The 26,375-nt window shown below is 69.0% G+C and carries 22 protein-coding genes; 17 read left to right on the top strand and 5 right to left on the bottom strand.

Annotation, left to right across the window (positions count from 1 at the left end; translation table 11 throughout):
• Nucleotides 1-63 precede the first annotated feature (63 nt).
• The 8 genes from LHU95_RS07090 (at nucleotide 64) to LHU95_RS07055 (ending at nucleotide 8,449) form a co-directional block, all read left to right on the top strand.
• On the top strand, nucleotides 64-852 hold the full coding sequence (locus LHU95_RS07090; protein ID WP_248710665.1) for an aldolase/citrate lyase family protein: 789 nt from the start codon (nucleotides 64-66) through the stop codon (nucleotides 850-852).
• 120 nt (nucleotides 853-972) lie between these two features.
• Nucleotides 973-1,995, top strand: a complete 1,023-nt coding sequence (locus LHU95_RS07085; RefSeq protein ID WP_248710664.1) for an extracellular solute-binding protein — start codon at nucleotides 973-975, stop codon at nucleotides 1,993-1,995.
• A gap of 8 nt (nucleotides 1,996-2,003) precedes the next feature.
• Entirely contained in the window at nucleotides 2,004-2,174 is a 171-nt protein-coding gene (locus tag LHU95_RS07080; RefSeq protein WP_349292679.1) for a (2Fe-2S)-binding protein, read from the top strand.
• Nucleotides 2,175-2,195: 21 nt separating this feature from the next.
• Nucleotides 2,196-2,687 (top strand): bacterioferritin, encoded by a 492-nt coding sequence (bfr, locus tag LHU95_RS07075; protein ID WP_248710663.1) that lies wholly within the window; start codon nucleotides 2,196-2,198, stop codon nucleotides 2,685-2,687.
• A gap of 104 nt (nucleotides 2,688-2,791) precedes the next feature.
• Nucleotides 2,792-5,494 carry a DUF3141 domain-containing protein gene (locus LHU95_RS07070; protein ID WP_248710662.1) on the top strand — a complete coding sequence of 901 codons (2,703 nt, stop codon included), beginning with the start codon at nucleotides 2,792-2,794 and terminating at the stop codon, nucleotides 5,492-5,494.
• Nucleotides 5,494-6,273 (top strand): enoyl-ACP reductase FabI, encoded by a 780-nt coding sequence (gene fabI, locus LHU95_RS07065; RefSeq protein ID WP_248710661.1) that lies wholly within the window; start codon nucleotides 5,494-5,496, stop codon nucleotides 6,271-6,273. Before LHU95_RS07070 ends, fabI begins: the two co-directional genes overlap by 1 nt.
• 67 nt (nucleotides 6,274-6,340) lie before the next feature.
• Entirely contained in the window at nucleotides 6,341-7,273 is a 933-nt protein-coding gene (locus LHU95_RS07060) for a phosphate acetyltransferase (protein WP_349292677.1), read from the top strand.
• A gap of 3 nt (nucleotides 7,274-7,276) precedes the next feature.
• Nucleotides 7,277-8,449, top strand: coding sequence for an acetate/propionate family kinase (locus LHU95_RS07055; protein ID WP_248710660.1), 1,173 nt, complete (start codon nucleotides 7,277-7,279; stop codon nucleotides 8,447-8,449).
• Nucleotides 8,450-8,472: 23 nt separating this feature from the next.
• Here LHU95_RS07055 and LHU95_RS07050 read toward each other — a convergent pair whose 3' ends face one another.
• Nucleotides 8,473-9,489 (bottom strand): AraC family transcriptional regulator, encoded by a 1,017-nt coding sequence (locus LHU95_RS07050; protein WP_248710659.1) that lies wholly within the window; start codon nucleotides 9,487-9,489, stop codon nucleotides 8,473-8,475.
• Nucleotides 9,490-9,862: 373 nt separating this feature from the next.
• Between LHU95_RS07050 and LHU95_RS07045 the strand changes: the two genes are divergently transcribed.
• From LHU95_RS07045 to LHU95_RS07030, 4 genes are all read left to right on the top strand, one after another.
• On the top strand, nucleotides 9,863-12,373 hold the full coding sequence (locus LHU95_RS07045; RefSeq protein WP_248710658.1) for an arylsulfatase: 2,511 nt from the start codon (nucleotides 9,863-9,865) through the stop codon (nucleotides 12,371-12,373).
• Between the two features lie 76 nt (nucleotides 12,374-12,449).
• The gene (locus LHU95_RS07040; RefSeq protein WP_248710657.1) at nucleotides 12,450-12,989 is read left to right on the top strand and encodes a hypothetical protein; all 540 of its coding nucleotides are present in this window, start codon (nucleotides 12,450-12,452) and stop codon (nucleotides 12,987-12,989) included.
• Nucleotides 12,990-13,152: 163 nt separating this feature from the next.
• The gene (locus tag LHU95_RS07035) at nucleotides 13,153-14,007 is read left to right on the top strand and encodes a hypothetical protein (protein WP_248710656.1); all 855 of its coding nucleotides are present in this window, start codon (nucleotides 13,153-13,155) and stop codon (nucleotides 14,005-14,007) included.
• A 278-nt stretch (nucleotides 14,008-14,285) separates the two neighbouring features.
• Nucleotides 14,286-15,062: a hypothetical protein gene (locus tag LHU95_RS07030; RefSeq protein WP_248710655.1), complete on the top strand. Its 777-nt coding sequence runs from the start codon at nucleotides 14,286-14,288 to the stop codon at nucleotides 15,060-15,062.
• 201 nt (nucleotides 15,063-15,263) lie between these two features.
• Here the strand turns inward: LHU95_RS07030 and LHU95_RS07025 are convergent, their stop codons facing one another.
• Nucleotides 15,264-17,654, bottom strand: a complete 2,391-nt coding sequence (locus LHU95_RS07025) for a cytochrome c3 family protein (RefSeq protein WP_248710654.1) — start codon at nucleotides 17,652-17,654, stop codon at nucleotides 15,264-15,266.
• A gap of 203 nt (nucleotides 17,655-17,857) precedes the next feature.
• Here LHU95_RS07025 and LHU95_RS07020 point away from each other — a divergent pair, with 203 nt between their 5' ends.
• Nucleotides 17,858-18,169, top strand: coding sequence for a hypothetical protein (locus tag LHU95_RS07020; RefSeq protein WP_248710653.1), 312 nt, complete (start codon nucleotides 17,858-17,860; stop codon nucleotides 18,167-18,169).
• A 129-nt stretch (nucleotides 18,170-18,298) separates the two neighbouring features.
• Nucleotides 18,299-19,270: an alpha/beta hydrolase gene (locus LHU95_RS07015; protein ID WP_248710652.1), complete on the top strand. Its 972-nt coding sequence runs from the start codon at nucleotides 18,299-18,301 to the stop codon at nucleotides 19,268-19,270.
• 160 nt (nucleotides 19,271-19,430) lie between these two features.
• Here the strand turns inward: LHU95_RS07015 and LHU95_RS07010 are convergent, their stop codons facing one another.
• Both LHU95_RS07010 and LHU95_RS07005 read right to left on the bottom strand, forming a co-directional pair.
• Nucleotides 19,431-20,387 (bottom strand): tripartite tricarboxylate transporter substrate binding protein, encoded by a 957-nt coding sequence (locus LHU95_RS07010; protein WP_248710651.1) that lies wholly within the window; start codon nucleotides 20,385-20,387, stop codon nucleotides 19,431-19,433.
• Nucleotides 20,384-21,445, bottom strand: a complete 1,062-nt coding sequence (locus LHU95_RS07005; RefSeq protein ID WP_248710650.1) for an alcohol dehydrogenase — start codon at nucleotides 21,443-21,445, stop codon at nucleotides 20,384-20,386. The genes LHU95_RS07010 and LHU95_RS07005 overlap by 4 nt, the downstream gene beginning before the upstream one ends.
• Before the next feature lie 97 nt (nucleotides 21,446-21,542).
• Here LHU95_RS07005 and LHU95_RS07000 point away from each other — a divergent pair, with 97 nt between their 5' ends.
• Both LHU95_RS07000 and LHU95_RS06995 read left to right on the top strand, forming a co-directional pair.
• Complete coding sequence (locus tag LHU95_RS07000) at nucleotides 21,543-23,825, top strand: fused MFS/spermidine synthase (protein WP_248710649.1); 2,283 nt, start codon at nucleotides 21,543-21,545, stop codon at nucleotides 23,823-23,825.
• 86 nt (nucleotides 23,826-23,911) lie between these two features.
• Nucleotides 23,912-24,622, top strand: coding sequence for a MarC family protein (locus LHU95_RS06995; RefSeq protein ID WP_248710648.1), 711 nt, complete (start codon nucleotides 23,912-23,914; stop codon nucleotides 24,620-24,622).
• Nucleotides 24,623-24,629: 7 nt separating this feature from the next.
• Here LHU95_RS06995 and LHU95_RS06990 read toward each other — a convergent pair whose 3' ends face one another.
• Complete coding sequence (locus LHU95_RS06990) at nucleotides 24,630-25,127, bottom strand: MOSC domain-containing protein (RefSeq protein WP_248710647.1); 498 nt, start codon at nucleotides 25,125-25,127, stop codon at nucleotides 24,630-24,632.
• Nucleotides 25,128-25,315: 188 nt separating this feature from the next.
• Between LHU95_RS06990 and LHU95_RS06985 the strand changes: the two genes are divergently transcribed.
• The gene (locus tag LHU95_RS06985; protein ID WP_248710646.1) at nucleotides 25,316-26,320 is read left to right on the top strand and encodes a tripartite tricarboxylate transporter substrate binding protein; all 1,005 of its coding nucleotides are present in this window, start codon (nucleotides 25,316-25,318) and stop codon (nucleotides 26,318-26,320) included.
• The last annotated feature ends 55 nt before the right edge of the window (nucleotides 26,321-26,375 follow it).

Below are 26,375 nucleotides of genomic sequence, written 5' to 3'. Positions count from 1 at the left end.
CGCGTCCAGTTGACCCTTGCAGCCCCGCATGATGCGCTGGCGCCGCAGTCCGGAGGAAACACCATGCCCATCGTGCAGAACCTCGCCAAGCAGGCCCTGGCGGAGGGCAGGCTCTCACTCGGTTTCGGCGTGCACCATCTGCGTGGCTCGGCCGTGGGCGCGCTCGGCGCGGCCACCGGCTTCGACTGGCTCTTCATCGACATGGAACATGGCGCGATGAGCGTGGAGGAGGCCGCGCAGATCTCCATGGCCGCACTCGGCCAGGGCTGCACGCCGATCGTGCGCTGCTGCAAGGATGCGCTGTTCGAGGGCACGCGCTGCCTGGACAATGGCGCCATGGGCGTCGTCGTCCCGCATGTGGATACCGCGGCCGAGGCGCGGCAGGTGGTGGAGGCGTTTCGCTTCCCGCCCCTGGGGATGCGCAGCTGGGGCGGCCCGCCCATCCTCTACGGCTTCCAGCCGCCCGATGCCGCAACCGCCCAGCGCGAGAGCAATGAGCAGGTGCTGATCGCCTGCATGGTGGAAACCGAGGAGAGCGTCGCCCATGCCGATACCATCGCCGCCGTGCCCGGCGTGGATGTGCTGATGTTCGGCACGAGCGACCTGACGGCCACCATGGGCATCCCCGGGCAGATCGGCCATCCGCGCGTGCGCGCCGCCTATGCCAGCGTGGCCGCCGCCTGCGCCCGGCACGGCAAGGTGATGGGCATGGGTGGGGTCTATGACGAGGTGGTGGCGCGCGACTACGTGGCACTCGGCGCGCGCTTCATCCTGGGCGGCTCGGACCACGGCTTTGTGATGGCGGGCGCCGGCGCGCGGGCAGAATTCCTGCGTGGGTTGGCGGCGGGTTGAGCAGGATCAAGGCGCGTCGGCCCTGATCGGCCAAAGATTGAGAACCATTCGCAGCTACACTTGCGAATGGTTCTCAATCGCGCTAACTCTTGCCGACCGATCAGCCCAACAGGGACGCCCATGAACCGCCGCCAGATTCTGACCGCTGCCACCGCCACCCTCCTCGCGCCGCGCATCCTGCGCGCCCAGGAACGGGTCGTGAGCCTCTATTCCTCCCGCCACTATGACAGCGACCGCCAGCTCTATGACGCCTTCACCCAGGAGAGCGGCATCCGCGTCCGGGTGATCGAGGCGAATGCGGACCAGCTGCTGGAACGCGTCCGTGCCGAAGGCGCCAACAGCCCGGCCGATGTGATCATCACCGTGGATGCCAGCCGCCTGGCGCGCGCCCAGGAGATGGGCCTGACGCAGCCCATCGGCTCGGCCGTGATCGAGGCCCGGATCCCAGCCGCCCTGCGCGGCGCGGGCGGGCATTGGATGGCCGTCTCACGGCGCGCGCGCATTATCATGTTCGACCGTGCACTGGGCGCGCCCGAGGGCATCGCCCGCTATGAGGACCTGGCGGCGCCGCGCCACCGGGGGCAGCTGCTGATCCGCTCCTCCGGCAATGGCTACAATGTCGCGCTCGCCGCCAGCGTGCTGGCCGCCGATGGCGCGGAAGCGACCGAGGCCTGGGCGCGTGGCATCGCGGCGAACCTGGCCCGCCCGCCCTCCGGCGGCGATACCGACCAGATCCGCGCCATGCTGGCCGGCCAGGGCCGCATCGCGGTCGCCAACACCTACTATCTCGGCCTGCTGGCCATCTCGCAGCGCGCCGAGGATCGTGAGGCGGCGGCGCGCGTCGCGGTGGTGTTCCCGAACCAGGCGGACCGGGGCACGCATGTGAACATCTCGGGTGCCGCGCTGGTCAAGACCGCCCCCAACCGTGCGGCCGCGGTGCGCTTCCTGGAATTCATGACGACGCCCGCGGCACAGCGCATCTTCGCGCTGGGCAATATGGAATACCCGGCCGTCACGGATGCCGATGTCCACCCCTTCCTGCAAAGCCTCGGCGGCTTCCGTGAGGAAGCGCCGGACGGGCCGAAGCTGCTGGCCAATTCGCCCGAGGCGCTGCGCCTGATGCAGCGCGCCGGCTGGCGCTGAGCCCGGCCATGGTCATCTGCCTTTGCAACGCCATGAGCGATGGCGATGTGCGCCGCGCCATCGCGCAGGGTGCATCCCGCCCGCAGGAGGTGTACGCCTGCTGCGGCGGGCGGGCCCAATGCGGCAATTGCGCGCCGACCGTGCTGCAAATTCTCAGGGACGTCCCAGGGAAGGCCTGATCACGCAAGGAGCCACGTCCCATGCCCAAGGGCGATGCGAAAGTGCTGGAGCACCTCAACATCCAGCTCACCAACGAGCTGACGGCCATCAACCAGTATTTCCTGCACGCCCGCATGCTGGATGACTGGGGTGTGACGAAGCTCGCCAAGCACGAATATGCTGAGAGCATCGAGGAGATGAAGCACGCCGATGACCTCATCAAGCGGATCCTCTACCTCAATGGCCTGCCCAATGTGCAGCGCCTCAACCCGATCCTGATCGGGCAGAATGTGCAGGAGGTGCTGGAATGCGACCTCAAGCTGGAAGTCAAGGCGCTGGCCGACCTGCGCGACGGCATCGCCCATTGCGAAGGCATCCGCGACTACGTCAGCCGGGATCTTCTGAAGGCCATCCTCGCCAATGAGGAAGAGCATGAGGATTTCCTGGAAACCCAGTTCGAGATGATCCGGCAGATGGGCATCGAGAACTACATCCAGCTCAACAGCGCAGCGGCACCCGAACAGCACGGCTGACAGGGGCGCCAAGGCCGCCCTGACCGGTTCTTGTTGCACTGCATCAAGGACTGCGCGAGAACCCTGCGCTACGGCCCGAGGCAGGGCTGTCGCAGGAGTGCACCATGGCGGATGATCTTTCCTCACCCAGGCGCTGGGCGCTGCCCCACCTGCCCTTCCCTTCGGCCGAGCAGCCCTCTGCCGCACCGATTTTCTGGCCCTTCGGCGCGATCCAGGAATACTGGCTGGATGCGGCACAGCGCAGCATCCTGCTGCTCGATGCGCTGCGCCAGCGCGGTGACACGCAGATCACCCGCAGCCAGAGCGTGGCCCCCAACGTGCTCAGCTTCGAGGTCGAGCTGCTGCTGGATGGGCGCAGCCTCCCGCGGCCGGTGAATTACGGGCTGGTGCGTATCGTCCCGCCGGCCGGTATCGCGACCGACCCCGGCAAGCGCCCCTTCATCGTCTTCGACCCCCGCGCCGGCCATGGCCCCGGCATTGGCGGGATGAAGCAGGAGAGCGAGATCGGCGTCGCCATTGCGGCCGGCCATCCCTGCTATTTCGTGGGCTTCCTCCCCGAAGCCATGCCCGGCCAGACCATCGAGGATGTCTGCGAGGCCGAGGCGCATTTCGTGCAGGCCGTGATCGCCCGCCACCCCGATGCCGAAAGCCGCCCCTGCCTGATCGGCAATTGCCAGGCCGGCTGGCAGATCATGATGATGTCGGCGATCCATCCGGAGCTTCCGGGGCCGATCCTGCTGGCCGGTGCGCCGCTCTCCTATTGGGCGGGCGTGCGCGGCAAGAACCCGATGCGCTACACCGGCGGCCTGCTGGGCGGGTCCTGGCTGACGGCGATGACGGGCGACATGGGCCATGGCACCTTCGACGGCGCGCATCTCATCGCCAATTTCGAGAGCCTCAACCCCTCCAACACGCATTGGACCAAGCTCTACAACGTCTATTCCAAGGTGGACACGGAGGCCGCGCGCTTCCTCGATTTCGAGACCTGGTGGGGCAATCCCGTCACGCTCAACGCCACCGAGATGCAGTTCATCGTGGATGAGCTGTTCATCGGCAACAAGCTCTCCGCCGGCGCCATGACGACGCGCGACGGCACGCGGATGGATCTGCGCAACATCACCTCGCCCATCATCGTCTTTTGCTCCTGGGGGGATGACATCACGCCGCCGCAGCAGGCGCTGGGCTGGCTGACGGATCTCTACGCGACGGATGCGCAGATGCTCGGCGCCGGGCAGACCGTCATCTACACGGTGCATCAGACGATCGGCCATCTGGGCATCTTCGTCTCGGGCAAGGTGGCGTCGAAGGAACACGGCGAATTCACCAACTGCATGGACATGATCGAAATGCTGCCGCCCGGGCTCTATGAGGCGGTGATCACCGAGGTGGCCGAGGGCACGGCCCACCCCGAGCTGATCCACGGCAAATACCTGTTCCACCTGGAGCCGCGCGGCCTCGACGACATCCGCGCCCTGGGCGGCAACAGCCCGGCCGATGAGCGCCGCTTCGAGACGGTGGCGCGCGTCTCCGAGATCAATCGCGGGCTGTATCAGCAATTCCTGGCCCCCGTGGTGCGCGCGATGAGCAGCGCGGAATCAGCGGAATTCCTGCGCAAGACCCACCCGAACCGCCTGCGCTTCGAGATGTTTGCCAGCAAGAACCCCATGCTCGCCGCCATTCCGGCGATGGCCGAGGCCGTTCGCCAGGATCGCCGGCCAGTGGGCGAGGACAACCCCTTCCTCTGGCTGGAGCGCCAGTTCTCCACCGGCATGGTGACGCTGCTGAACGCGTATCGCGACTCGCGGGACATGATGATGGAGGCGATGTTCCTCGCCACCTATGGCTCTCCCCTCGTGCAGACGCTGGTGGGGCTCGGCGCGGCGGGACCCACGCCAGGCCGGCGCGAGCCGCGCGACCTGCTGCGCGATGCCGCCGCCGCCGAGGCCGCCGTGGCGCTGGAACGCAACCTGGCCCAAGGCGGCCTGCGCGAGGCGCTGCTGCGTGGCCTGATCTACATCCTGCGCGCCGAGCGGCGCTTCGATGAACGCTCGGCCAGCGTGATCGAGACGATGCGCCTCGCTCAACCGCGGGAGGCGCGCCTCACCCTGCCGCAATTCCGCGATGCGGTGCGCAGCCAGGCGCTGCTGCTGCGGCAGGAGGAGGCGCGCGCCATCGCCGCCATTCCGGCCATGCTGCCCGAGGATAACGCCGCCCGGAGCAAGGGCTTTGCCGCGCTGCGCGAGGTGGTCCTGGCGCAAGGGGCGCTTTCCGAGGCGGGGCAGGCGCGGCTGGATGAACTGGCCGGTCTGTTCGGCATCCCGCCAAAGGCCGAGGCGCCGCGCGTGATCGAAGCACCGCCGGTGGTGGAAGCGCCGATTCTTCGCGCCCGGCCACTGGCCAGGGCGATGGGGTCCGTGTCGGAAGCCCCCGCGGCGCCGCTGGCCGTGGCGAAGGCGGCCGTAGCGAAGCCCAGCGCGCCGAGGGCCGTGGTGCCGAAGGCGCCCGCTTCAAAGCCCGTGGTGCCGAAGGCGCCCGCGGCAAAGCCTTCGCTGCCGAAGGTGCCCGTGCCGGAGCCCGTGGTGCCGAAGGCGCCCGCTTCAAAGCCTGTGGTGCCGAAGGCGCCCGCGGCAAAGCCTTCGCTGCCGAAGGTGGCCGCGCCAAAGCCCGTGGCGGTGAAGGCGGCCGCTTCGAAACCCGTGGCGCCGAAGCGCCCGGCATCCAAGCCGCCCGCCCCAGTCGCGCCGGCGCAGCCCAAGCCCGCCAGCAAGCGCGCTGCCCCGGCCAAGCCCCGCGCCGGCCGCCGCTGATGGAACAGCCCGTCAGCCCCGTCCTCAGCGGCATGAAGGCGCTCGTCGTCGGCGTCGCCAATGACAGTTCCATCGCCTATGGCTGCGCCAAGGCCTTTCACCAGGCCGGCGCCAGCATCGCGCTGACCTATCTGAACGAAAAGGCCAAACGCCACGTGGCACCGGTCGCCGAGGAATTGGGGGCCGAGATCTTCGCCCCTCTCGATGTCTCGGAGCCTGACCAGCTGGAGGCCGTCTTTGATGCGGTGCGGCAGCGCTGGGGCAGCCTCGATATCCTCGTGCATTCCATTGCCTTCGCGCCGAAGGAGGATCTGCAGGGCGGCTTGCTGAACTGCTCGGCCGAGGGCTTCGCGAAGGCGATGGACATCTCCTGCCATTCCTTCGTGCGGATGGCCAAGCTGGCCGCACCCTTGATGACCAGGGGCGGCTCCATGTTCGCGATGAGCTATTACGGCGCCACGCGCGTCGTGCCCAACTACAATGTGATGGGCCCGGTGAAGGCGGCGCTGGAAGCCTCCTGCCGGTACCTCGCGCATGAGCTGGGGCCGCAGGGGATCCGCGTGCACGCGATTTCGCCCGGGCCGCTCAAGACGCGCGCGGCCTCGGGCCTCAAGGATTTCGACCTGCTGCTGGTCGAGGCGGCGGAGCGCGCACCCCTCGGCGCCCTGGCCGACATCATGGATGTCGGATTCACCTGCGCCTATCTGGCCACACCCTTCGCGCGGCACGTCACGGGCGGCACCATCTATGTGGATGGCGGCGCGAATATCGTCGCATGACGCCAGCGAAACCGGCCGATGCGCAGCCAAATGGGCCAGGCCGCTCATCCGGCCATGGAGACCGTGCATGACCTCCCGCTATGACCGCCTGATTGCCGCCTGCGCCGATCTGCCGCCCACCAGCGTCGCCGTGGCACACCCCTGCGATGCGACATCGCTGGAGAGTGCGATGGCAGCGATGCAGGCCGGCATCATCACGCCCATCCTCGTCGGCCCCCGCGCCAAGATCCTGGCCGTGGCCGAGGCCGCCGGCATCGCGCTCGGCGCGGTGGAGATCCTGGACGCGCCCCATAGCGACGCCTCGGCCGAGATGGCCGTGGCGCTGGTGCGCGAGGGCCGCTGCGATGCCCTGATGAAGGGCAGCCTGCACACGGATGAGCTGATGCGCCCCGTGGTGGCGCGCGATGGGCTGCGCACCAAGCGGCGCGTCAGCCACTGTTTCGTGATGGATGTGCCGGGCCATGCGGATGCGCTGATCATCAGCGATGCGGCCGTGAACATCGCCCCCAGCCTGGCCGAGAAGATGGACATCGTGCAGAACGCGATCGACCTCGGCCATGCGTTGAAATTCCAGCAGGTGCGGGTCGCGATCCTTTCGGCAATGGAGACGGTGAATCCGGCCGTGCCCAGCACGATCGAGGCCGCGGCCCTGTGCAAGATGGCCGATCGCGGGCAGATCACCGGCGCCGTGCTCGATGGCCCGCTGGCGCTGGACAATGCGATTGATCCGGCGGCAGCGGCGATCAAGAAGATCGTCTCGCCCGTGGCCGGGCGGGCCAATGTGCTGATCGTGCCGGATCTGGAGGCGGGCAACATGCTGGCCAAGAGCCTGACCTTCCTGGCCGGAGCCTCGGCCGCCGGCATCGTGCTCGGCGCCCGCGTGCCGATCATCCTGACCAGCCGCGCGGACAGCCTGACGACGCGCATCGCCTCCTGCGCCATCGCGGCACTGGTCGCGGCGGCGCGGCGGGCCGATCCGGTCCGTGCCGCGGGGCCATGAGAGATGAGCCAGGCCTTCGTCGTGCTCAATGCCGGCTCCTCCAGCATCAAATTCGCGCTGCATGAGGCGCGAGCACCCTTCGCCGCCGCACGGCGCGGCCTGATCGAGGGCATCGGCACCGCGCCGCATCTGCGCCTGCGCGATGCGGCGGGTGACACCGTGCTGGAGCGGCGCTGGCCGGCCGAAGGCTTCGACCACGCGCGCGCCATGCAGGAGACGATGGCCCTCGGCCCCGATATCCTGGCCGGATCCGCATTGGTCGCCGCCGGGCACCGGGTGGTGCATGGCGGGCTGGAATTCGCGGGGCCGGTGCGCGTGACACCCGCGATCCTGGAGCGTCTGGCAGCACTTTCACCGCTGGCGCCGCTGCACCAGCCGCACAACCTCGCGCCGATCCGCGCCCTGGCCGCGCTGACCCCCGAGCTGCCGCAGATCGCCTGTTTCGACACGGGGTTCCACCGCAGCCAGGCCCCGGTGGCGCAGGCCTTCGCGCTGCCGCGCCGGATGAGCGAGGCGGGCATTCGCCGCTACGGCTTTCACGGCCTCTCCTACGAGTTCATCGCCACGCAGCTGGAAAGGCTTGACCCGGCGCTGGCGCAAGGGCGCGTCATCGTCGCGCATCTGGGCAATGGTGCGAGCCTCTGCGCCATGCGCCACGGACAGAGTGTCGCCAGCACCATGGGCTTCACCGCCGCCGATGGGCTGATGATGGGCACGCGCTGCGGTGCCCTGGATGCCGGCGTGCTGATCCATCTGATGGACACGGAGGGGATGGATGCGCGCGCCCTGGAAGCCCTGATCTACAAAGAATCCGGCTTGCTCGGCGTTTCCGGCATTTCCTCCGACATGCGGACCCTGCGCGCCTCGGCCGATCCCCATGCGGCCGAGGCGGTGGCGCTGTTCATCTATCGCATCATCCGCGAAATCGGCTCGCTCGTGGCGGCCATGGGCGGGCTGGACGGGCTGATCTTCACCGCCGGCATCGGCGAGAATGACGCGGGCACGCGCGCGGAAGTCGCGGCAGGCTGCGGCTGGCTCGGCCTCACGCTGGACGCGGCGCGCAATGCCGCGGGGCAGCAACGGATCAGCGCCGAGGCCTCACGCGTTTCGGCCTGGGTGGTCCCGACGGATGAGGAGGGGATGATCGCTCGGCACATGGCGGAAATCCTCGCCTGAGACTGGCCCGGCCTGGCCTTTGCTCAGCCTTGCAGCGCATTCGCCCGCCGCCAAGCGCTGGGGGCCACGCCCGACCAGCGCCGGAAGGCGCGGCTGAAGACCGCCTGCTCGGCATAGCCGATCGCCGCGCCGATGCGCCCGAGGCTGAGCCCCGTGGCACTCAGCAGCTGGCATGACACTTCGAACCGCGCTTCGTCGCGCAGCGCGGCGAAGCTGGTGCCGGCCGCCTGCAGCCGGCGCTCCATCGCCCTGGGGTGAAGGTCAAACAGCCGCGCCGTTTCGGCCAGGGTGCAGCGGTTCCAGGCGATGCGCGACACCAGCGCGTGCCGCACGCTCTGGGCGAAACTCGGCAAGGCGCCCATGGGCGCGTAGTTGAGAATGAGTTTCTCCAGCTCCGCCCGCTTCGTCGGATCCGCGCCTATCACGGGCAGGCGGAGCTGCGCACGCGGGAAGGCGAGGGCCGAGATCTCGGAATCGAACTGGACCGGCGCGCCCAGGCATCGCGCGTAAAGCTGGCGCAGCGCCGGATCGGCCGGGGCGGCCTGGGCGAGCATGACCGCGCGCGGGGCGATGCCGGTCAGCTCCGCCACCAGGCGCATGCCGCCGGCCAGGGCGCCGGCCTGGATCTGGTCCCGTCCCGGCGTGCCTGGCTGGTAGCTCACATAGCCGAACATGAACTCCGCCTCGGCCCGGAACAGGAAAATGGCGGCCCCGCGCACATAGCGCGGCTGATGGGTGACCAGGTCCGCCATGGCGCGGCCGAGGTCCGGCGCGTTGCGCATCAGCGCGCCCACCACGCCCAGGGCGGCGGTCGTGGCGCGCAGGCCCACCAGCAGGCCGAAATGCGCGAGGCCGGTGCGCCTGGCGCAGGCTTCCACATAGCGGCCCATGGCGGTGTAGGGGATGAAGGCATCCGGGTTGCGCAGGGCGGCGGGGTCCAGCCCCAGTTCCCGCGCCAAGGCATCGGCATCCACGCCATGCTCGGCCAGGATGTCCGGGCCGCTACACAGCACGCCGACCCGCTGGAGCCCCTCCGGCATGACCTGCATATCCCTGCCCGTGCTGCATGATCCGGGCCGCGCCAGAGCCTCAAAACATGCTGAATAAAACATTGCCAGTCTGTTCAGCATGTCGGGGAAAGTCAAACGCTGGAGGGAGCGCCGTGCTTACCTGTGAGGGCAGGTGTGGAGATTCGGCTTGCCGCATGGCAGCGATGAGCTCGCCTCCGGCCGACCGAATTTGGCACTCCGGCCGGCAGCTTGGGGGCGTTCACCCAGGCGGCCGCTCACCACGACTGAAATGATTGGCCATCGGACGCCCGGCGCGCATATCGTTCCGGGGCATAATCAGAAAAACAAGGTTCCCCCGGCGCAGCCCGCCGGATGAGGGAGCTGAGGCAATGGAGGAATCAGTATGAGTTTTCGTGCCATCCTGACACGAAGCATCGCCATGGTGGCGCTCTCCGCGGCCATCGCGCCCTGGGCGCAGGCGCAGGTCCGCGGCACGCCGGGTGCCACCGACTCGGTGATCTTCCCCGACAGCCGCCAATTGCCCATACCGACGCCGCCCTTCGCCGGCGCGATCATGCCCTCCGTGCGGGACAGCACGCCCGCCTGGCCGCCGCAGGTTGCAGCACCCGAGGGCGCGCCGAATGTGCTGCTGATCCTGACCGATGATGTGGGCTTCGGCGCCCCCGCCACCTTCGGCGGCGTGGTGCCCACCCCCGCGCTGGACCGCGTGGCGCAGGCCGGCCTGCGCTATACGCAGTTCCACACCACCGCCTTGTGCTCGCCCACGCGCGCGGCGCTGCTGACCGGGCGGAACCACCACTCCGTCGGCTTCGGCAACATCTCCGAGCTTTCGACCGCCTTCCCCGGCTACAACTCCATCATCCCGCCCGAGACGGCGAATGTGGCAGCGACGCTGCGCCAGAACGGCTTCTCCACCGCCTGGTTCGGCAAGAACCACAATGTGCCGCCCTGGGAAGCCAACCCCGTCGGGCCCTTCACCAATTGGCCGATCGGCCAGGGCTACGACTATTTCTATGGCTTCGTCGGCGGCGATACGAGCCAGTGGCAACCCGGCAACCTGTTCCGCAACACCACGGCGATCCATCCCTATATCGGCCAGCCGGGCTGGAATCTCAGCACCGCCATGGCGGATGACGCGATCCAGCATATCCGCACGCAAAGCTCCGTGGCGCCAAGCCGGCCCTGGTTCATCCATTACGCGCCGGGCGGCACGCACGCGCCGCACCAGCCCCCACCCGAATGGATCGCCCGTTTCGCCGGGCAGTTCGATGGCGGGTGGGAGGTGCTGCGCCAGCGCATCTTCGCCAATCAGCAGCGCCTGGGCGTGATCCCGGCCAATGCGCAACTCCCGGCCTGGCCCGATTTCCTGCCCAGCTGGGAAAGCCTGACGCCCGATGCCCGCCGCCTCCTCACCCGGCAGGTCGAGGTCTATGCCGCCTTCCTGGCTTACACCGACCACGAGATCGGCCGCGTGATCCAGGCCGTCGAGGATCTGGGCCAGATCAACAATACGCTGATCATCTACATCAGCGGCGATAATGGCGGCAGCGCCGAAGGCTCGATGAACGGCACGATGAACGAGGTCGCCTATTTCAACGGCGCGGCGTTCACTGTCGAGCAGATGATGCCCTTCCTCGATGCCTGGGGCGGGGACCGCACCTACAACCACATGGCCGTGCCGTGGACCTTCGCCTTCAACACGCCCTATCGCTGGACCAAGCAGATCGCTTCGCATCTGGGTGGCATCCGCAACGGCATGGCGATCTCCTGGCCGGCGCGCATCACCGACCGTGGCGGCATCCGCACCCAGTTCCACCATGTGATTGACGTGGTGCCGACGATCCTGGAGGCGCTCGGCGTGCCGCAGCCGGACCAGGTGAACGGCATCGCCCAACGCCCGATCGAGGGCGTGAGCATGGCCTATAGCTGGGACCGCGCGAATATCGCGGCCCCCTCCCGCCGGCGGACCCAGTATTTCGAGATCCTGGGCAATCGCGGCATCTACCATGATGGCTGGATGGCCAGCACCACGCCGCCCTCGCCACCCTGGGATTCCACCTCGCCACGGCCGGCTGATGTGGTGAATGGCTACCAGTGGGAGCTCTACAACCTCACCGAGGACCCGACGCAGGTGAACAACCTCGCCGCCGCGCAGCCCGCGCGGCTGCGCTCCATGCAGGACATGTTCCTGATGGAGGCGACGCGCTACCAGGTGCTGCCGCTCGACAACTCCCTGCTGACGCGCATGATCGCGCCGCGGCCGGGGCCGGCGGCGGGGCGCCGGCAATTCGTCTATTCCGGCCCCGTCTCGGCCATCCAGGCCAGTGCGGCACCGAATATCCTCAATCGCTCATACCGGATCACGGCGCAGGTCGAAGTGCCGGCGGGTGGGGCGAATGGCATGGTGGTGACGCAGGGCGGCCGCTTCTCGGGCTGGGGGCTTTACCTGCGGGAGGGGCGGCCGGTCTTCACCATGAACCTGCTGGGCCTGCACCGCCCGCAATGGGTCAGCCCCACGGCGCTGCCGCCCGGCACGCACAGCATCGTCTTCGACTGGACGATGGCGCCGCAGGGCGGGCCCTTCGGGCGCGGCGGCAGTGGCACGCTCTCGGTCAATGGGCAGCAGGTGGCGCAGCAGGCGCTACCGCAGACGCTGCCCTTCACCTGGGCCTGGGATGAGACCTTCGATGTCGGCAGCGATACCGGAACCTCGGTGCATGATACCGACTACCAGTCGCCCTTCCCCTTCACCGGCCGCATCCAGCGCGTGACGGTGGATCTGGGCGAGAGCACCATCACGCCGGAAAGCCTGCGTGCGGCGGCCGAGGCCGCGGCACGGGCGGCCGAGGCTGCACGCGCGCAACCCGCGGCAGCCCCAGCCCGCCGGAACTGAGCGCGCCGGAACTGAGCCACTGATCATGTCCGGGCCGCGATCCTCGCGGCCCGGCACCGCCAGCCAGGAATTCGCCATGACAACGAGACGCCTCCTCATCGCCGCCGCCACGACGGCCAGCGCTGCCACCCTCGCCCAGGCCCAACCTGCCCAGGCCCAACCTGCCCAGGCCCAGACCGCACCGGCTGCGGGCATGGCCGAATTCCTCTTTGTGCAGACGGCCCGCCGCATGAGCTTCGACCGCGCCAGCAACCGCCTGACGCTGCATGAGGTGAGCCCGATCACCATCATGTTCGCCGACCGTCCCGACCGGATCGCCGGCCACATGCAGACGGCCGCCTTCGTGCCCTTCTGGAGCCGCGGGAGTGACAGCTTCCTCAAGGATCCGCCGAATGCCGATATTTCCATCGTCGAGGGGGATACGCTGCGCCAGGTTGTCGTTGTGCTGCGTGACCCCGTGCTGGAGGGCGATGCGCTGCGCTACACCGTCCGCGTGCTGGAGGGCGCCATGCCCGAGACCGGTGGTGCCGTCTCGGTGTTCATTGACATCATCGGCATGCCGCGGACGCCCATGTCCTTCGCGGGTGCCGCCCGCCGCCGAGCCTTCATCCGGTGAGGCGGGGCCTGGCAAGCCAGGCGGCTTGCCGGCGACCCCTTTCGCTCGATAGCCTCTCGCCTGACTTCCAGCCTGACAGTTCCGGAATGGGCCGGGCGCAACAGATGATTTTTTGCGGCGAACCGACGGGAACGCCGCGCCCTGGTTTGAATGGGAAAAGAGCATGACCAAGTTCCGGATTGCCTGCCAAGCGGCTTTGCTTGGCACCACCCTCATGCTCACGGGCGGCATCGCCCAGGCGCAGACCGTGCCCTCGGGCAGTGATACGGGCTGGCGCTTCGCCGTGACGCCCTATGCCTGGGCGCCCAGCGTCAGCGGCCAGTTGCGCTACGGCCCGCCGGCCAATGGCGGGGCCAGCGGCGTCAACGTCAAGCTCGATGCGGTGAATGTGCTGGAGACGCTGAACTTCGCTGCCCTGATCGCGGCGGAAGCGCGCTACGGCCGCTGGTCGCTGGCGACGGACTATATCTACATGGACCTCGGCAACCAGGGGAGCCAGGTGCGCCATGTGGATTTCGGGCCGGCTGGCCGGGTGGCCGCCGGGGCGAATCTGGGCACGCAAAGCTCGCTCACCACCAACCTCTGGACGCTGGCGGGTGGCTATACGCTGCTGCAGGGCAATTGGGGCAATATTGACGTCCAGGCCGGCTTCCGCCTGATGACGCTGAACACCGCGACGAATGTGCAGCTGGCCGCCAACGTTACCGGGCCGCGCGGCAATGGGCAGAGCTTCGCGCGGACCGGGCGCCTCAGCGAAAATCTCGATCTCTTCAGCGGTATTGTCGGCTTGCGCGGGCGCGTCGTGCTCGGCAGCGGGTTCGACGTGCCCTTCGCCGCGGATGTGGGCGGCGGAAGCTCCAACTCCACCTACCAGGTCATGGCGGGTGTGCGATACCAGACGGGGTGGGCCGGCGTGACGCTCGGCTATCGGCGCTTGAGCCTCTCGCAGAATAATGGCGGGCTGGTGAAGGACCTCAACCTCAGCGGGCCCTTCATCGCGATGAACATGACCTTCTGAGCGAGGCCATCAGCCGGAGGGGGGCGGCAACCCCTTCGGCTGAGACGCCGGCCCAACCGCACTTGCCAGGCGAGGCTCAGGCCATGATCTGGCGCAATGCGTCAGGCGGCCTGCCGGGGCCAAATGGTGTCATGAGCGGCAACCACGCATCCACACCGAAACGCGCCGGACAGGCCATCGCAGAGGCAGGCGGTGCCTGGGGGATGTGCGCCTTTCCAGCCCTACGGGAAACGCACGCCGCGCGGGGCGGCGGAAAGACTCGATCAAAAGGATTCGGAATGACCGCAAAGTTTCGCCACGCAACCGCATCGGCGCTGGCCGGCGCGCTGATGCTCCTGACGGCCCCGGCCTCGGCGCAGACGCCCGCGCCGACATCGGACGCCTGGGCCTTCTCGATGTCGCCCTATGTCTGGTTTTCCGGCCTCAGCGGGGAGGTCTCGGTCCCGGCCGGATCGGCGGATTTCGGCGCCAGCTTTGGCGACATCTTCAGCAGCCTGAAATTCTCCGCGATGGGATTGGCCGAGGCGCGGCGGGGCCATCTCAGCCTTGTCATGGACACGCTCTATCTGAACCTGCAGCAGGGCGTTCCGGTCCCGGGCGCGCATGGCGCCTTCAGCGGCGGCAGCGTGCGGACGCAATCGGCCGAGGTCTCGGCCATCGCGCTCTACACCCTCGCGGAAGGGCAGAGCGGCCGCATCGACCTTGGCGGCGGGGTGCGCGGCTGGTGGTTCAACACGGCCCTCACCTACAGCCCGGGCCGGCTGCCCGGGCGCAGCGCCGACAGCACGACGAGCTGGGTTGATCCCATCATCTCCGTGCGCGCAACCTTGCGGTTGAATGCCAGCCTGTCCTTTACGGCCTACGGCGATGTGGGTGGCTTCGGGGCCGGCTCACAACTCACCTGGCAGGCCATGGGCACGCTCGACTGGCGGATCAATGAGAGATTGAGCGCCTCCATCGGCTACCGCCATATCCACATTGACTACGAGAAGGGGCGCGCCAATCTCGCTGTCGATCTCTCCGGGCCGATCATTGGCGCGACCTATCGCTTTTGAGTCACCCTGGCCGAGCCAATCCCGGGACAAGTGACGCAGGGTATTGGCGTTCCCACCAGGGGCGATGAGCGTCTGACCGGTTGCTGAAACAGGCCCGGATGAAGGTGCAGGAAACTGTGAAAACCACGCAGGTTTTCACCCTGCCGGGGAGTTCGAGGGGCTGGCCCCTCGACCCCATCACCAAACTTCGTCAGCACCCCACTACCGCGAATTCGGGCCGCGTTGCCGCATGCCGCGCAGTTGCGCCAGCAGGGCGGCGGCCTCTCGGTCGGCCGGGTTCAACGCGGCCGCGGCCGCGGCCAGCCGCTCGGCCTCGGCCAGATTCGCGCGGTCCCGCTCCATGGTGGACAGCGCGATGAGGCTGTCGCGGTGGCGCGGGTGGAGGGCCAGGTTCGCCTGCAGCACGGCCATGGCGTCTTCGCTCCGCCGCAGCTGGTTCAGCGCGATGGCCTGGACATAGGCATAGCGCGGCTCCTCCGGCCGCAAGGCGGCGGCCTGCGCCAGCGGGCCGACCGCGTCGCCGGCACGCCCCTGGCGGGCGAGTGCGAGGGCCAGCGCGTAATGCGCCTCCGCCTCGCGCGGGTGTGCGGCGACGGCGCGGCGCAAGACATCCTCCGCCGCTGCAGGCCGCCCACGCTGCGCCTCGAAATCCGCGAAATTCACAAGCGCGCCGAGATGCCCCGCATCGCGCGCCAATGCGTCGCGATAGGCGGCCTCGGCGCCAGCCATGTCGCCACGCGCCGTCAGAAGGGCCGCGATGTTCACATGCGCCTCGGGCCGTTCGGCCGCGACGCGCTCGCTGGCCAGCAACTCCTCCCAGGCCCGCGCGAAGGCGGGGCGCGCCGCCTCGGGCAGGGAGGCCAGCGGCACCGGGGCCAGGGTGCGCGCGGCCTCGATCCGCACGAGGCGCGTCTCATCGGCCAGGAAGCGCGCGGCGTGGATGCGGTTGCGCGGATGCAGCCCCTCCAGCGTGCGCAGGGCGGCGGCACGCACCAGCGGCTCAGGGTCGAGCAGGGCGGCGCCGATGGCCTGCGCCGTGGCCTGTGACGGCGGCATGGGCAGCAGCGAGACGGCCGTCGCCCGCAGGATCGGCGCCTCGGCGCGCTGGTTCACGAGGGCGGCCAGCAGCGCATCGGCCCCCGGGCGCCCTTCCCGCCCCGCCGCGATGGCGAGGCCCGGATGCGGATCATCGCGCCGGCGCGGGCCGAACCAGTCCAGGATCCTCTGCGCCGCCCAGGCTTGCGGACGGTCCGTGTGGCAGGATGTGCAGGTATCCGGGGCATTGATCTGTGCCGCCACATCCGGCCGCGGCAGGCTGAAGGCATGATCCCGCCGCCGGTCCACGCCCATATAGGTCACGGCCGGCATGTGGCAGGACGCGCATTGCGCGCCTTCGCTGCCCGGCGCGTGGCGATGGTGGCTGGCCACGTCAAACCGCGCCGGCAGGTGGCATTGCGTGCAGACGGCGTTGCCCTCCGCCCGCAGCGTGCCGCGATGCGGCTCATGGCAATCGCCGCAGACCACGCCGGCCCGGCTCATGCGGGACTGCGCGAAGGAGCCCCATTCAAAGACCTCGCCCTGGATCTGGCCATTGGCGTGGTATTCGCCGCGCTCCAGCAGCATGGGCGCATGGGTGTCGAGGAAGCGGGTGCCGGGCAGCGGATCTGCGACCAGCGGCCGCGCGCGGGAATGGCAGGGGGCGCAGGTCTCGACCTGTGCCGCGGTGGATTGGCGCGGCGGCCCCTCCCAGCGGGCGATGCCGCGTGGGTCATTCTCCGCGAAGCGCCAGGCGCCGCCCGAGCCATCGCGCAGCCAGACGGAGAGGCCGCGATGCGCAATCTCCGCCGGCGCGCCGCGCTGCGCCCAGGCCACATGCCCGGCACCTGGCCCGTGGCAGCTTTCGCAACCCACGCTGATCTCGGTCCAGCTGGTGTCATAGCGATGGCGCGCCGCATCGTAGCCCCGCACCAGCCCGGTCGAGTGGCAGGAGGCGCACATGAAGTTCCAATTCTGTTCACGCCCGGTCCAGTGCAACGGATCACCGGCGGGCAGCGGATCATCGGCCATCAGGTGATACCAGCGCTGGCCGCCCTGCTCACGCGGGCGGCTATCCCAGGCCCAGGGCAGCGCCTGGCGGCGGCCATCGGGGAAGAGCACCAGGTATTGCTGCAAGGGATCAACGCCGAAGCTCTCGGTGATGGTGAAATCCGCCACCTCCCCGCCGGGGCCATCGGTGCGGATCACGTAGCGGTCGCCCTCGCGCCGGAAGGTCGCGGTGTGGCGGCCATCCGTGGCGGTCACGCCCGAGAAATCGCCGAGGATATTCGCCGGAATCGCGGGGGCCATGGCGCGCGCATGGTCACTCTCGCGCCAGGCGGAGGCTTGCGTGGAATGGCAGGAGGCGCAAGTGGCGGAGCCCACGAAGCCCTGCCGCTCACGCTCCGCCGCGCGCGGGGCTGACGGCCCGGCGAAGAGTGCCGCGAGCAGGAAGGGCAGTGCAAAAAGCACCGCCAGAAGGGCCAGTGGCGCGGCGCGCGATGGCAGGGCGGGCTTCATCGGGAGGGGACGCTGGATATGATCAAGATGCAGCATATTCCCATGCGATGCCGCGTCGTGGCGAGCCCTGTTTCAAGCCGCAAGGCGGGGTCAATCCGGCGCGCAGGATGACCACGCATCCTGGCCTGCGGCATGGGGTTGCGACCACTGATGTGTCGCAAGGCGCATGCGTTGCAATTGCGCGAAGATGGTTGTCCTGTAGGGGCCGGAATGGCCCCTCATTCCAGGGAGTGACCTTGATGAAATTCGGCACGGCTATCGCTGCGATCCTGCTCACGGCCACCACGGGATGGACCGGCCATGCTGCGCAAGCGGCCGTCTATTGCAGCTATGTTGGCGTCCCGGCGGGCTGCATCGCGCGGCCGGGTGTGGCGCTGCGCGCGGCACCCGGCGTGGGTGCCCCGGGGCTTGGCGTAGCGCCGGGCGTGGGTGTGGGCGCGCCTGGCGTGGGCGTGGCCCCCGGGGTCGGCGCGGGCGCCCCTGGCGTGGGGATCCGCCCTGGCACGCCGGCCAATCGTGGTGGGCCGGTCAATCGGGCCGGTCGCCGTTAAGGGCACGCCGCACCGCCTTGAGCCCGGCCGGATGTCAGGCGGCCGGGCGCTTTACAGTGGGTAATGCCCCTTGCGCTCAGGCCCATCCCGCGCTGCCCTGACGCCACAAACAGGTGGAATGAGACGAGCATGCCGGACGACCCACGCATGGACCCCGAAATGGCGCGCTTCAACGCCCATATGGCCAGCCAGCTCGCCGCCTATCCGCCCATCATCCTGCCCAATCCGCCGCGCAGCGCGCCCTTCGACGAACCCCGCCGCATCAATGACGCGCCGCAAATCCCCCTCAGCGAGGGCGGCCCGCGCATGGCCAGCAGCCAGGATATCTGGCTGCCCATCCGCGGCCGCCGCATGCAGCTGCGCTTCCACCGCCCGAGCGATGATCCCAATCTCCCTGTCCTGATCTATCTGCATGGCGGCGGCTGGGTCTGGGGCAGCATCGACACGCATGACCGGCTGATGCGCAGCTACGCCGCCGCCAGCGGCTGCGCCGTCCTTGGGCCGGATTACGCGCTGAGCCCTGAGGCGGTGTTCCCCCAGGCGATCGAGGAATGCGCTGGCGTGCTGCGCCATGTGGCCAGGCATGGCGCTGATCTGGGCCTGGATGGCCGGCGCATCATCCTGGGCGGTGACAGCGCGGGCGCCAACCTCGCCACCGGCCTCGCCCTGCTCAATGCCGAACAGCCCGATCCGGTGCCGCTGGCGGGGCTGCTGCTCAATTACGGCGTCTTCGACCATGACCTGGACACGCCGAGCTATCGTGAATTCCGCGACGGCTACGGCCTGACGCTGGCGAAGATGCGCTTCTACTGGGACGCCTATTGCCCCGATGCGGTGGCCCGGCATTCCCCCTTCGCCTCGCCGATGCGTGGCAACCTCTCGGTCCTGCCGCCCTGCTTGCTGCACATCGCCGAACTGGATGTGCTGTGCGCGGAAAACCTCGCCTTCGCCGAAAAGCTGCGCGCGGCCGGCGTCAGCCTGGAATGCCGGACCTTCCCAGGGACGGTGCATGGGTTCCTGCGCGCCTTGGGCCGCGTCGGCGCAGCGGATCGTGCGGTGGAGGCCGCGGGCGCCTGGCTGCGGGCGCGCTTCGGCAGCTGAATCGCGCGGCTGATTCGCGCCTTTGGCAAAGCGCCAAAGGCGATCAGACGTTCAACCAAGAGGCTGATTCACGCCTTCGGCGAAGCCGCCGAAGGCGATCAGACGTTCAACCAAGAGGCTGATTCACGCCTTTGGCGAAGCCGCCAAAGGCGATCAGACTCTAGCCAGTGATATCCATCCGCCGCAGCAGCGGGCCCCAACGCTCACTCTCGACGCGCATGAAGCTGGCGAATTCCTCGGGCGTACTGCCGATGGCGAAGATGCCCTCGGCCAGCATCCGCGCGCGGAAATCCTCGGTGCGTATGGCCTGCACCGCAGCGGCGTTGAGGCGCTGGACCATGGGGGCGGGCGTGCGCGCCGGCACCAGCAGGCCGAAATAGGTCTGCGCCTGCAGGCCGGGGCGGAAATCCGCCACCAGCGGCACTTCCTCATTGCCGGGCATGCGCCGATCCCCCGTCCAGGCCAGGATGCGGCCGGACCCCGCGCGATGCTGCGCAAGGCCGGTGCTGCCGCCCACCATCAGCAGATCCAGCCGCCCGCCCAGGAAATCCGCCACCTGCGCCGCGTCACCGCGATAGGTCACATCCTGCATGCGCACGCCGAAGGCTTCATTCACCAGCAGCATGGCGATGTTGTTGAAGCTGGACGGGCCATTGGTGCCATAGGTGACGCTGCCTGGATTGGCCCGGGCCCGCGCCATCAGCGCCTCCAGCGTCGGTGGTCCGTCGGGCCGCGCCACAATGGCGAAGGGCAAGGTGGAAATCAGCGTGACGGCCGCGAAATCCTCGGCCCGATACGGGATATTGCGCACGATATGCGGGTTGATGGTCAGCGTGGAGCCCGAGGCGATCAGCACCGTATGCCCGTCCGGCGCCGCGCGGGCGACGAAATCGGCACCGATCACCGTGGCCGCCCCGGGCCGGTTTTCCACCTGCACCGGCAGGCCGAGCGGGCCGGCCATGCGTTCGGCCAGGATGCGGGCGGTCACATCGGTGGAACCGCCCGGCGGGAAGGGCACGGTGATGGTCACCGCCCTCGCCTGGCCCTGGGTCGGGGCCTGCGCCAGGGCCACACCCGGCAGCAGCGCCGGAGTGGCCAGCAATGCGCGGCGGTTCACGTGGCGACCAGGATGGTACGCCCGGTCACCTTGCCGTCACGCAGCCGCATCAGCGCGGCATTGGCGTTTTCCTGCTTCTCCAGCGTGATGGGAATGCCGGGGACCTTGCCCTTCTGCGCCAGCGCCACCAGCGCGCGCAATTCCTTCAGGCTGCCCACATAGCTGCCCTGGATGGTCAGCGCCTTGATCGGCATGAGGGGCAGCGGCACCCGCATCTCGCCGCCAAACAGCCCCACCTGGATCAGCTTGCCGCCCTTGGCCAGCGCGTCGAAGGCGGCCATGGCGGTCTTGGTGCCGTTCACCAGGTCAATGATGCCCAGCACCGGCCCGCCGCAGGCCTTGATGATGTGCTGCGCCGTATCGCCGCCGGCCAGCACCGTCTCCGTGGCGCCCTGGTCCCGCGCGGCGGCGAGCTTCGCCTCATCGAGGTCCACCGCGCAGATCCGCTTGTGGCCCATGGCCTTCAGGATGGCGATGGCGTTCAACCCGAGCCCGCCCGCGCCGATCACCACGATGGGGTCGCTCTTGCCGATCGGCGCCAGCTTGCGGATCGCCGAATACACCGTGACGCCGGAGCACGCGTAGGTTGCCGCCAGGGCCGGATCAATGCCGTCAATGGCGATCAGGTGCTTCCAATGCGTCGCCAGCACATGCGTCGCGTAGCCACCATTCTGATAGACGCCGAGGGCGCGCGGCTTCACCGCGCAAAGATTCTCCTCATCCGCCTTGCAGCGTGCGCAATTGCCGCAGCCGACCCAGGGGAAGACCAGCCGGATCTGGCCTTTCTTCAGCCCCTGCCCCTTCGCCCCCGGCCCCCATTTCACCACCCGGCCGACAATCTCATGCCCCAGCGCCAGCGGCAGCTTCAGCCCGCGATCGGCCATCTTCAGCTTGCCCCGGGTGCCGAGGTCGTATTCGCCCTCCCAGATGTGCAGGTCGGAATGGCAGACGCCGGCATGCGTCACCTCCAGCAGCACCTCATCGCCCACGGGCTCGGGGGTGGGCAGCTCGATCTCCTGGAGCGGCTTGCCCAGCTCGGTGATGGCCCAGGCGCGCATGGTCTTCTCTCCCTTGTCTTGTTGGCGTCATGGGAAACCCTTGCCGGCCGGCGGTCAATCGCTCATTGGATGGGCGATTGGACATGAATCCGCCATATTGGCGCTGCCTGTTGCCACCCTTGTGCTGGCCTTCCTGGAGTGTGTTCCGCCGATGACACGGCTGATGGTGGCTTTCTTCTGCTCGGGCTTCGCCGCCCTGCTGTGCCAGATCATCTGGCAGCGCATGCTGGGGGTCTTTGCCGGCTCGGACACGGTGTCCGCCGCATTGGTGGTGGGCGCCTTCCTGGCCGGGCTGGGCCTCGGCTCCATCATCGGCGCGAAGCTGGCGGACCGGCTTTCGCCGCACCGCGCCCTCCTGGGCTTCGCCCTGTGCGAGGCGGGGGTGGCGGTCTGCGCGCTGCTGTCGAAATTCTTCCTCTATGACCTGATCGCCATGGGCCTCGCGGAATCGGTCGAGCAGCCGGCGGCCATCTTCGCCCTCTGCTTCGCCGGGCTGGTCATCCCGACCACCATGATGGGCGCCTCCCTGCCGCTGCTGGCCCGCGCCGTGGCCACCGACCTCGCGACGGTGGCGAGCCGCATCGGCACGCTCTACAGCCTGAACACGCTGGGCGCCGGGTTGGGCGCGCTGATCGGCGGCTGGTTCATCGTCGGCAGCCTCGGCTTCGTGGCGGCCCTGATCTTCGCCGCCGGGCTCGACCTCATCGCCGCGGCCCTGGCGCTCACCCTGCTCCCCGGCCTTTCCCGCGCGGTGCCGCCCCCCCCGGAGCGCCGCGCCGCAGCACCCACCGAGCCCTTCGGCGGCCTCGCCCTGTGGTGCCTGCTGGTGTTTCTCTCGGGCTATGTGATCGTGGCGCTGGAGATCATCTGGGTCCGCATGCTGGGCCAGGTCGGGCAATATCACGCCTATCTGTTCCCCACCGTGCTCGGCGTGTTTCTGCTGGCCGATGGGTTGGGCATGTCGCTCGCAGCCCGCATGGTGCGCCACATGCCCGACCCGCGGCCCGCCTTCTTCCTCACCCAGGGTGCGGGCTTCGTCCTGGGTGTGGCTCTGCTCGGAATGCTGTGGTGGCTGATGGGCGTCGCGCCGTTGAGCGACGTCATGGCCGTGGATTTTGATCGCTTCGGCCAGCGCGAGATCATGATTTCCACGGCCATCATCGTGGCGGTGGTCGCACCGCCCTCCTTTGTCATCGGCATGACCTTCCCTTTCGTGCAGCGCGCCGTGCAGCAGGATCTGGCGAGTGTGGGTGCCAGGGTGGGTTGGGTGCAGCTCGCCAATATCCTGGGCAATGCGGCGGGCTCCATCGCCACGGGGCTGCTCACCTTCCATCTCTTCGGCACGATGGGCACGCTGCTGCTGCTGGCGATCCTGTCGCTGCTGCTGCTGGGCTTCTGGGTGATGCAGGCGCGGGCCTCGCGCCCCGCCACCCTGGCGCTCGGTGGGCTGACGGCGCTGATCGCCCTCGCCATCCCCGGCAACCAGGCCTTCTGGTCGCGCATGCACGGGCTTCCCGCCGACACCGAATCCGCCTGGGGCGAGGACCGCTCGGGCATCGCCTTCTGGCGTGAGCGGGGCGAGGGGCAGGGCCGGGCACCGGGCCGCTTCTTCATCATGGGCCATGGCCAGGGCTTCGTGCCCTTCCTCGACACGCATATCCTGCTGGGAATGCTGGGGCCGATGATCCACCCCGACCCGCAACGCGTGCTGACAATCGGCGTGGGCTCGGGCGGCACGCCCTATGGCGCCACGGTGAACCCGGCCACGCGCGAAATCCGCTCCATCGAGCTGATCAAGCCGGTGCTGGATGCGCTGGAGGAAATCGCACGGGAAAGGCCGGCATCAGGTGTTGCGGCCCTGGTGGCGGACCGGCGCGTCAGCCTCGAATATGGCGATGGCCGGCGGGCTTTGACACGTGGCGCCGGGCTTTACGACGTGATCGAGGCCGATGCGATCCGCCCGCAATCCTCGCATTCCGGCCTGCTCTACAGTGCCGAATTCCTGGAGCAGGTGCGCGGGCGCCTCGCCCCCGGCGGGCTCTACGTGCAATGGGCGCCCACCTGGCGCGTGGTGGATACCTTCGCCGCCGCCTTCCCGCATGCCGTGCTGCTGCGCCCCGTCAACGTCATGATCGGCAGCGACCAGCCCATCCCGCTGGACCAGCCGGCCCTGCTGGCCGCCCTGCGCCGGCCGGACATCACGGCCTTTGCCCGCCGCGGCAACCCCGAGGCGGCGGACCTCACGAAGCTGGTGGATGGCGAGGTGACGGTCTGGACGCCCGAGACGCCCCGCGTGGCCGCCCCGCTGACCGACATGTTCCCGCGCGACGAGTTCTTCCTCAATCACGCACAGCTCAACACCTGGGCGCCGCGGCGGTAAACGACAGAGGCGCGCCTGCCTTCAAGCGCCTTGGCGAGAAACCAGGGTCCTTGCATCACCGCTTCAATCGGGGGCAAGCATGCAGCATGAAGCTGCGTGTCCTCCTCCTCCTGGCCCTTCTTGTCGCGGCACCCGGCCTGGCGCTCGCGGAAACGACAGCCACCCTCCAGCACGCCGTGCCGGCCAAGAAAATCTTCGCGCTGCTCTTCCTGATGATTGGCCCGATGAAGATCATCGGGCCCTTCGTCATGCTGACGCGCGGTGCGGATGCCACCTTCCGCCGGCAGCTCGCCACCCGCGCCATCCTTTTCTCGGGTGCCGCCCTCGCGATTGCGGGGCTGCTTGGCCAGCGCATGCTGCAGAATTTCAACATCCCGCTGCAGGTGCTGGCGCTGACCGGCGGCCTCGTGCTGTTTCTCGTGGCGCTGCAAACCGTGCTGGAGCAGTTCAAGCGCCCCGACCCACCGCGCGGCGATGCGCCCAAGCCCGACCTCGCGATGGCCATCAACCCCCTCGCCTTCCCCACCATCGTCACACCTTACGGCATCGCCGCGATGATCATCTTCGTCTGCCTGGTCGAGGGCGATCCGGCGGCGCAGCTCACCATCGCGGGGCTCGTCGGCACCATCCTGTTCATGAACTGGCTGGCGATGCTCTACGCGCATGTCATCCTGAAATATGCAGGCACGGCCTTGCAGGTCTTCGCGGTGGTCCTCGGCGTCACGCAGGTGGCGCTGGGGCTGATGATCATCCTGCAAAGCCTGAGCAGCATCGGCCTGTTCACGCTGCGGGTCTGAGCCGCGGTCAGGCCGCGCGCCGCAACGCATCGCCCAGCCGGATCATGCCGCCCTCGATCACGCGGGCGGTGATGCCGCCATGGCCGCGCACCGCATTGTAGCCGCCTGGCCCCAGGATTTCCTCCATGCGTGAGCAGGGGTGGCATTCGCCGCTGCATTCCAGCAGCGCCTCCCCCAGGGTGAAGCGCCGCCCCTTCAACGCCAGGAGATTCACGCCCGAGACCACGAGGTTGCGGCGCAGCGCTTCCGGCGCGACCGGTTGACGCCCCAGGAAGCCCCCCATCGCGATGAGATGCTCGGCCGCGATCAGGGTCACCTGCCGCGCACCCGTCACGGCCCCCCGCCAGCGATCCCCAGCCAGGCCGCGCCCGGGTTCCAGCAGCGCCTCGGGCACCGCGAGCATCGCGGCCCGCCGCTCGGCGCGCAGGCCAATCCAGCGCAGGCTTCCGGGCTGCAGGGGCCCGTCCAGCAGGCGGGCGAGGGGCGATTCGGGCGGTGGCTTCATGCCGCCAGCCATACGCCATTGTCGCGGCGGGGGGAGCCAGCGAAGCGACTGCCCTGGCTCCATGCAACATCCCGGTGGCCCAGCGGCACGGCGCTTGCTCTCTCCGCCGCCGTCACCGCCTATCCCGCCCCCTGGACGCAAAAGCGACCCTGCGGCGGGCAAGGCCACACCCCGGGAGCCCAGTTTCAATGCAGCGTCGCCTTTTCCTTGCCACCCCTGCCCTTTTGGCCACCACCGCCGCCGCGATCAGCCGCCCAGCCATCTTCCCCACAGCCTGGGCCCAGGCGCCCTGGCCGAACCGCCAGACCATCCGCTTTGTCGCGGGCTTTCCGGCCGGTGGCCTGGCCGATGCGATTGGCCGGCTTTACGCCGCACCGCTGGGCGAGGCGTTGGGCACCTCGCTCGTGGTGGAAAACCGGACCGGCGCCTCGGGCACGCTGGGGGCTGATGTCGTCGCCAAATCCGCGCCGGACGGCCTGACGCTGGCGATTTCGCACGCCATCCCCTTCGGTTTCGCCCCCGGCGTGCTGCCCAGCATGCCCTATGACCCGGTGGCGGATTTCACCCACCTCGCCATGCTGGCCGAAGCCCCGACCATCACCGTCGTGCTCGGCCGCTCACCCTTCCAGAGCATGACGCAATTGCTGGAAGCCGCCCGCACGCGGCCCGTGCGCTACGGCTCCTCCGGCGTCGGTTCGGCCGAGCACATCATGGGGGCCGTGGTGGCCCGTGCCGCCCGCGCCACGCAGCTGGATCACATCCCCTATCGCGGCACGGCCCCTGCCCTGCAGGACCTGCTGGGTGGGCAGATTGACGCGCTGAACGCGCCGATCACGACGCTGGTGGGGCAGTTGCGGGATGGCTCGCTGCGCATGCTCGCCACCTCCTCCGAGACGCGCGTGGCGGGCTTTCCCGATGTGCCCACCCTGGCGGAGCTCGGCTATGGCCAGGCGACGCACACGCAATGGATCGGCATCAGCGCGCCGCGCGCCCTGCCGCCGGCCATCGCCGAGCGGATCATCGCGGCCGTCCCGCCCATCGCCGCCACGCCTGCGATCCAGGCGCGGCTGACGGAATTCGCCTCCGCCCCGCGCAGCCCGGCGCTGTATGGCGCGGACTTCACCCGCTTCGTGGCGGGCTTCCGCGACCATTGGGTGGCGATGGCCCGCGCCGAAGGGATCGTGGCGGGATAGGCGGCGGCTGAACCAGGCCGGGGAGCGAGAGGGCGTTGCCCTCTCGCGCTCTGCC

Origin of the sequence: Sediminicoccus sp. KRV36 (assembly GCF_023243115.1) — a bacterium.
Taxonomy (GTDB): Bacteria; Pseudomonadota; Alphaproteobacteria; order Acetobacterales; family Acetobacteraceae; genus Roseococcus.
Note: the sequence above shows the minus strand (reverse complement) of the source record. Positions and strands in the feature narration are given on the sequence as shown.

Excerpts from the sequence above, each read along its gene's own strand:
- LHU95_RS07090 (WP_248710665.1), top strand. The coding sequence starts at position 64 with ATGCCCATCGTGCAGAACCTCGCCAAGCAGGCCCTGGCGGAGGGCAGG.
- LHU95_RS07085 (WP_248710664.1), top strand. The coding sequence starts at position 973 with ATGAACCGCCGCCAGATTCTGACCGCTGCCACCGCCACCCTCCTCGCG.
- LHU95_RS07080 (WP_349292679.1), top strand. The coding sequence starts at position 2,004 with ATGGTCATCTGCCTTTGCAACGCCATGAGCGATGGCGATGTGCGCCGC.
- bfr (WP_248710663.1), top strand. The coding sequence starts at position 2,196 with ATGCCCAAGGGCGATGCGAAAGTGCTGGAGCACCTCAACATCCAGCTC.
- LHU95_RS07070 (WP_248710662.1), top strand. The coding sequence starts at position 2,792 with ATGGCGGATGATCTTTCCTCACCCAGGCGCTGGGCGCTGCCCCACCTG.
- fabI (WP_248710661.1), top strand. The coding sequence starts at position 5,494 with ATGGAACAGCCCGTCAGCCCCGTCCTCAGCGGCATGAAGGCGCTCGTC.
- LHU95_RS07060 (WP_349292677.1), top strand. The coding sequence starts at position 6,341 with ATGACCTCCCGCTATGACCGCCTGATTGCCGCCTGCGCCGATCTGCCG.
- LHU95_RS07055 (WP_248710660.1), top strand. The coding sequence starts at position 7,277 with ATGAGCCAGGCCTTCGTCGTGCTCAATGCCGGCTCCTCCAGCATCAAA.
- LHU95_RS07050 (WP_248710659.1), bottom strand. The coding sequence starts at position 9,489 with ATGCCGGAGGGGCTCCAGCGGGTCGGCGTGCTGTGTAGCGGCCCGGAC.
- LHU95_RS07045 (WP_248710658.1), top strand. The coding sequence starts at position 9,863 with ATGAGTTTTCGTGCCATCCTGACACGAAGCATCGCCATGGTGGCGCTC.
- LHU95_RS07040 (WP_248710657.1), top strand. The coding sequence starts at position 12,450 with ATGACAACGAGACGCCTCCTCATCGCCGCCGCCACGACGGCCAGCGCT.
- LHU95_RS07035 (WP_248710656.1), top strand. The coding sequence starts at position 13,153 with ATGACCAAGTTCCGGATTGCCTGCCAAGCGGCTTTGCTTGGCACCACC.
- LHU95_RS07030 (WP_248710655.1), top strand. The coding sequence starts at position 14,286 with ATGACCGCAAAGTTTCGCCACGCAACCGCATCGGCGCTGGCCGGCGCG.
- LHU95_RS07025 (WP_248710654.1), bottom strand. The coding sequence starts at position 17,654 with ATGCTGCATCTTGATCATATCCAGCGTCCCCTCCCGATGAAGCCCGCC.
- LHU95_RS07020 (WP_248710653.1), top strand. The coding sequence starts at position 17,858 with ATGAAATTCGGCACGGCTATCGCTGCGATCCTGCTCACGGCCACCACG.
- LHU95_RS07015 (WP_248710652.1), top strand. The coding sequence starts at position 18,299 with ATGCCGGACGACCCACGCATGGACCCCGAAATGGCGCGCTTCAACGCC.
- LHU95_RS07005 (WP_248710650.1), bottom strand. The coding sequence starts at position 21,445 with ATGCGCGCCTGGGCCATCACCGAGCTGGGCAAGCCGCTCCAGGAGATC.
- LHU95_RS06995 (WP_248710648.1), top strand. The coding sequence starts at position 23,912 with ATGAAGCTGCGTGTCCTCCTCCTCCTGGCCCTTCTTGTCGCGGCACCC.
- LHU95_RS06990 (WP_248710647.1), bottom strand. The coding sequence starts at position 25,127 with ATGAAGCCACCGCCCGAATCGCCCCTCGCCCGCCTGCTGGACGGGCCC.
- LHU95_RS06985 (WP_248710646.1), top strand. The coding sequence starts at position 25,316 with ATGCAGCGTCGCCTTTTCCTTGCCACCCCTGCCCTTTTGGCCACCACC.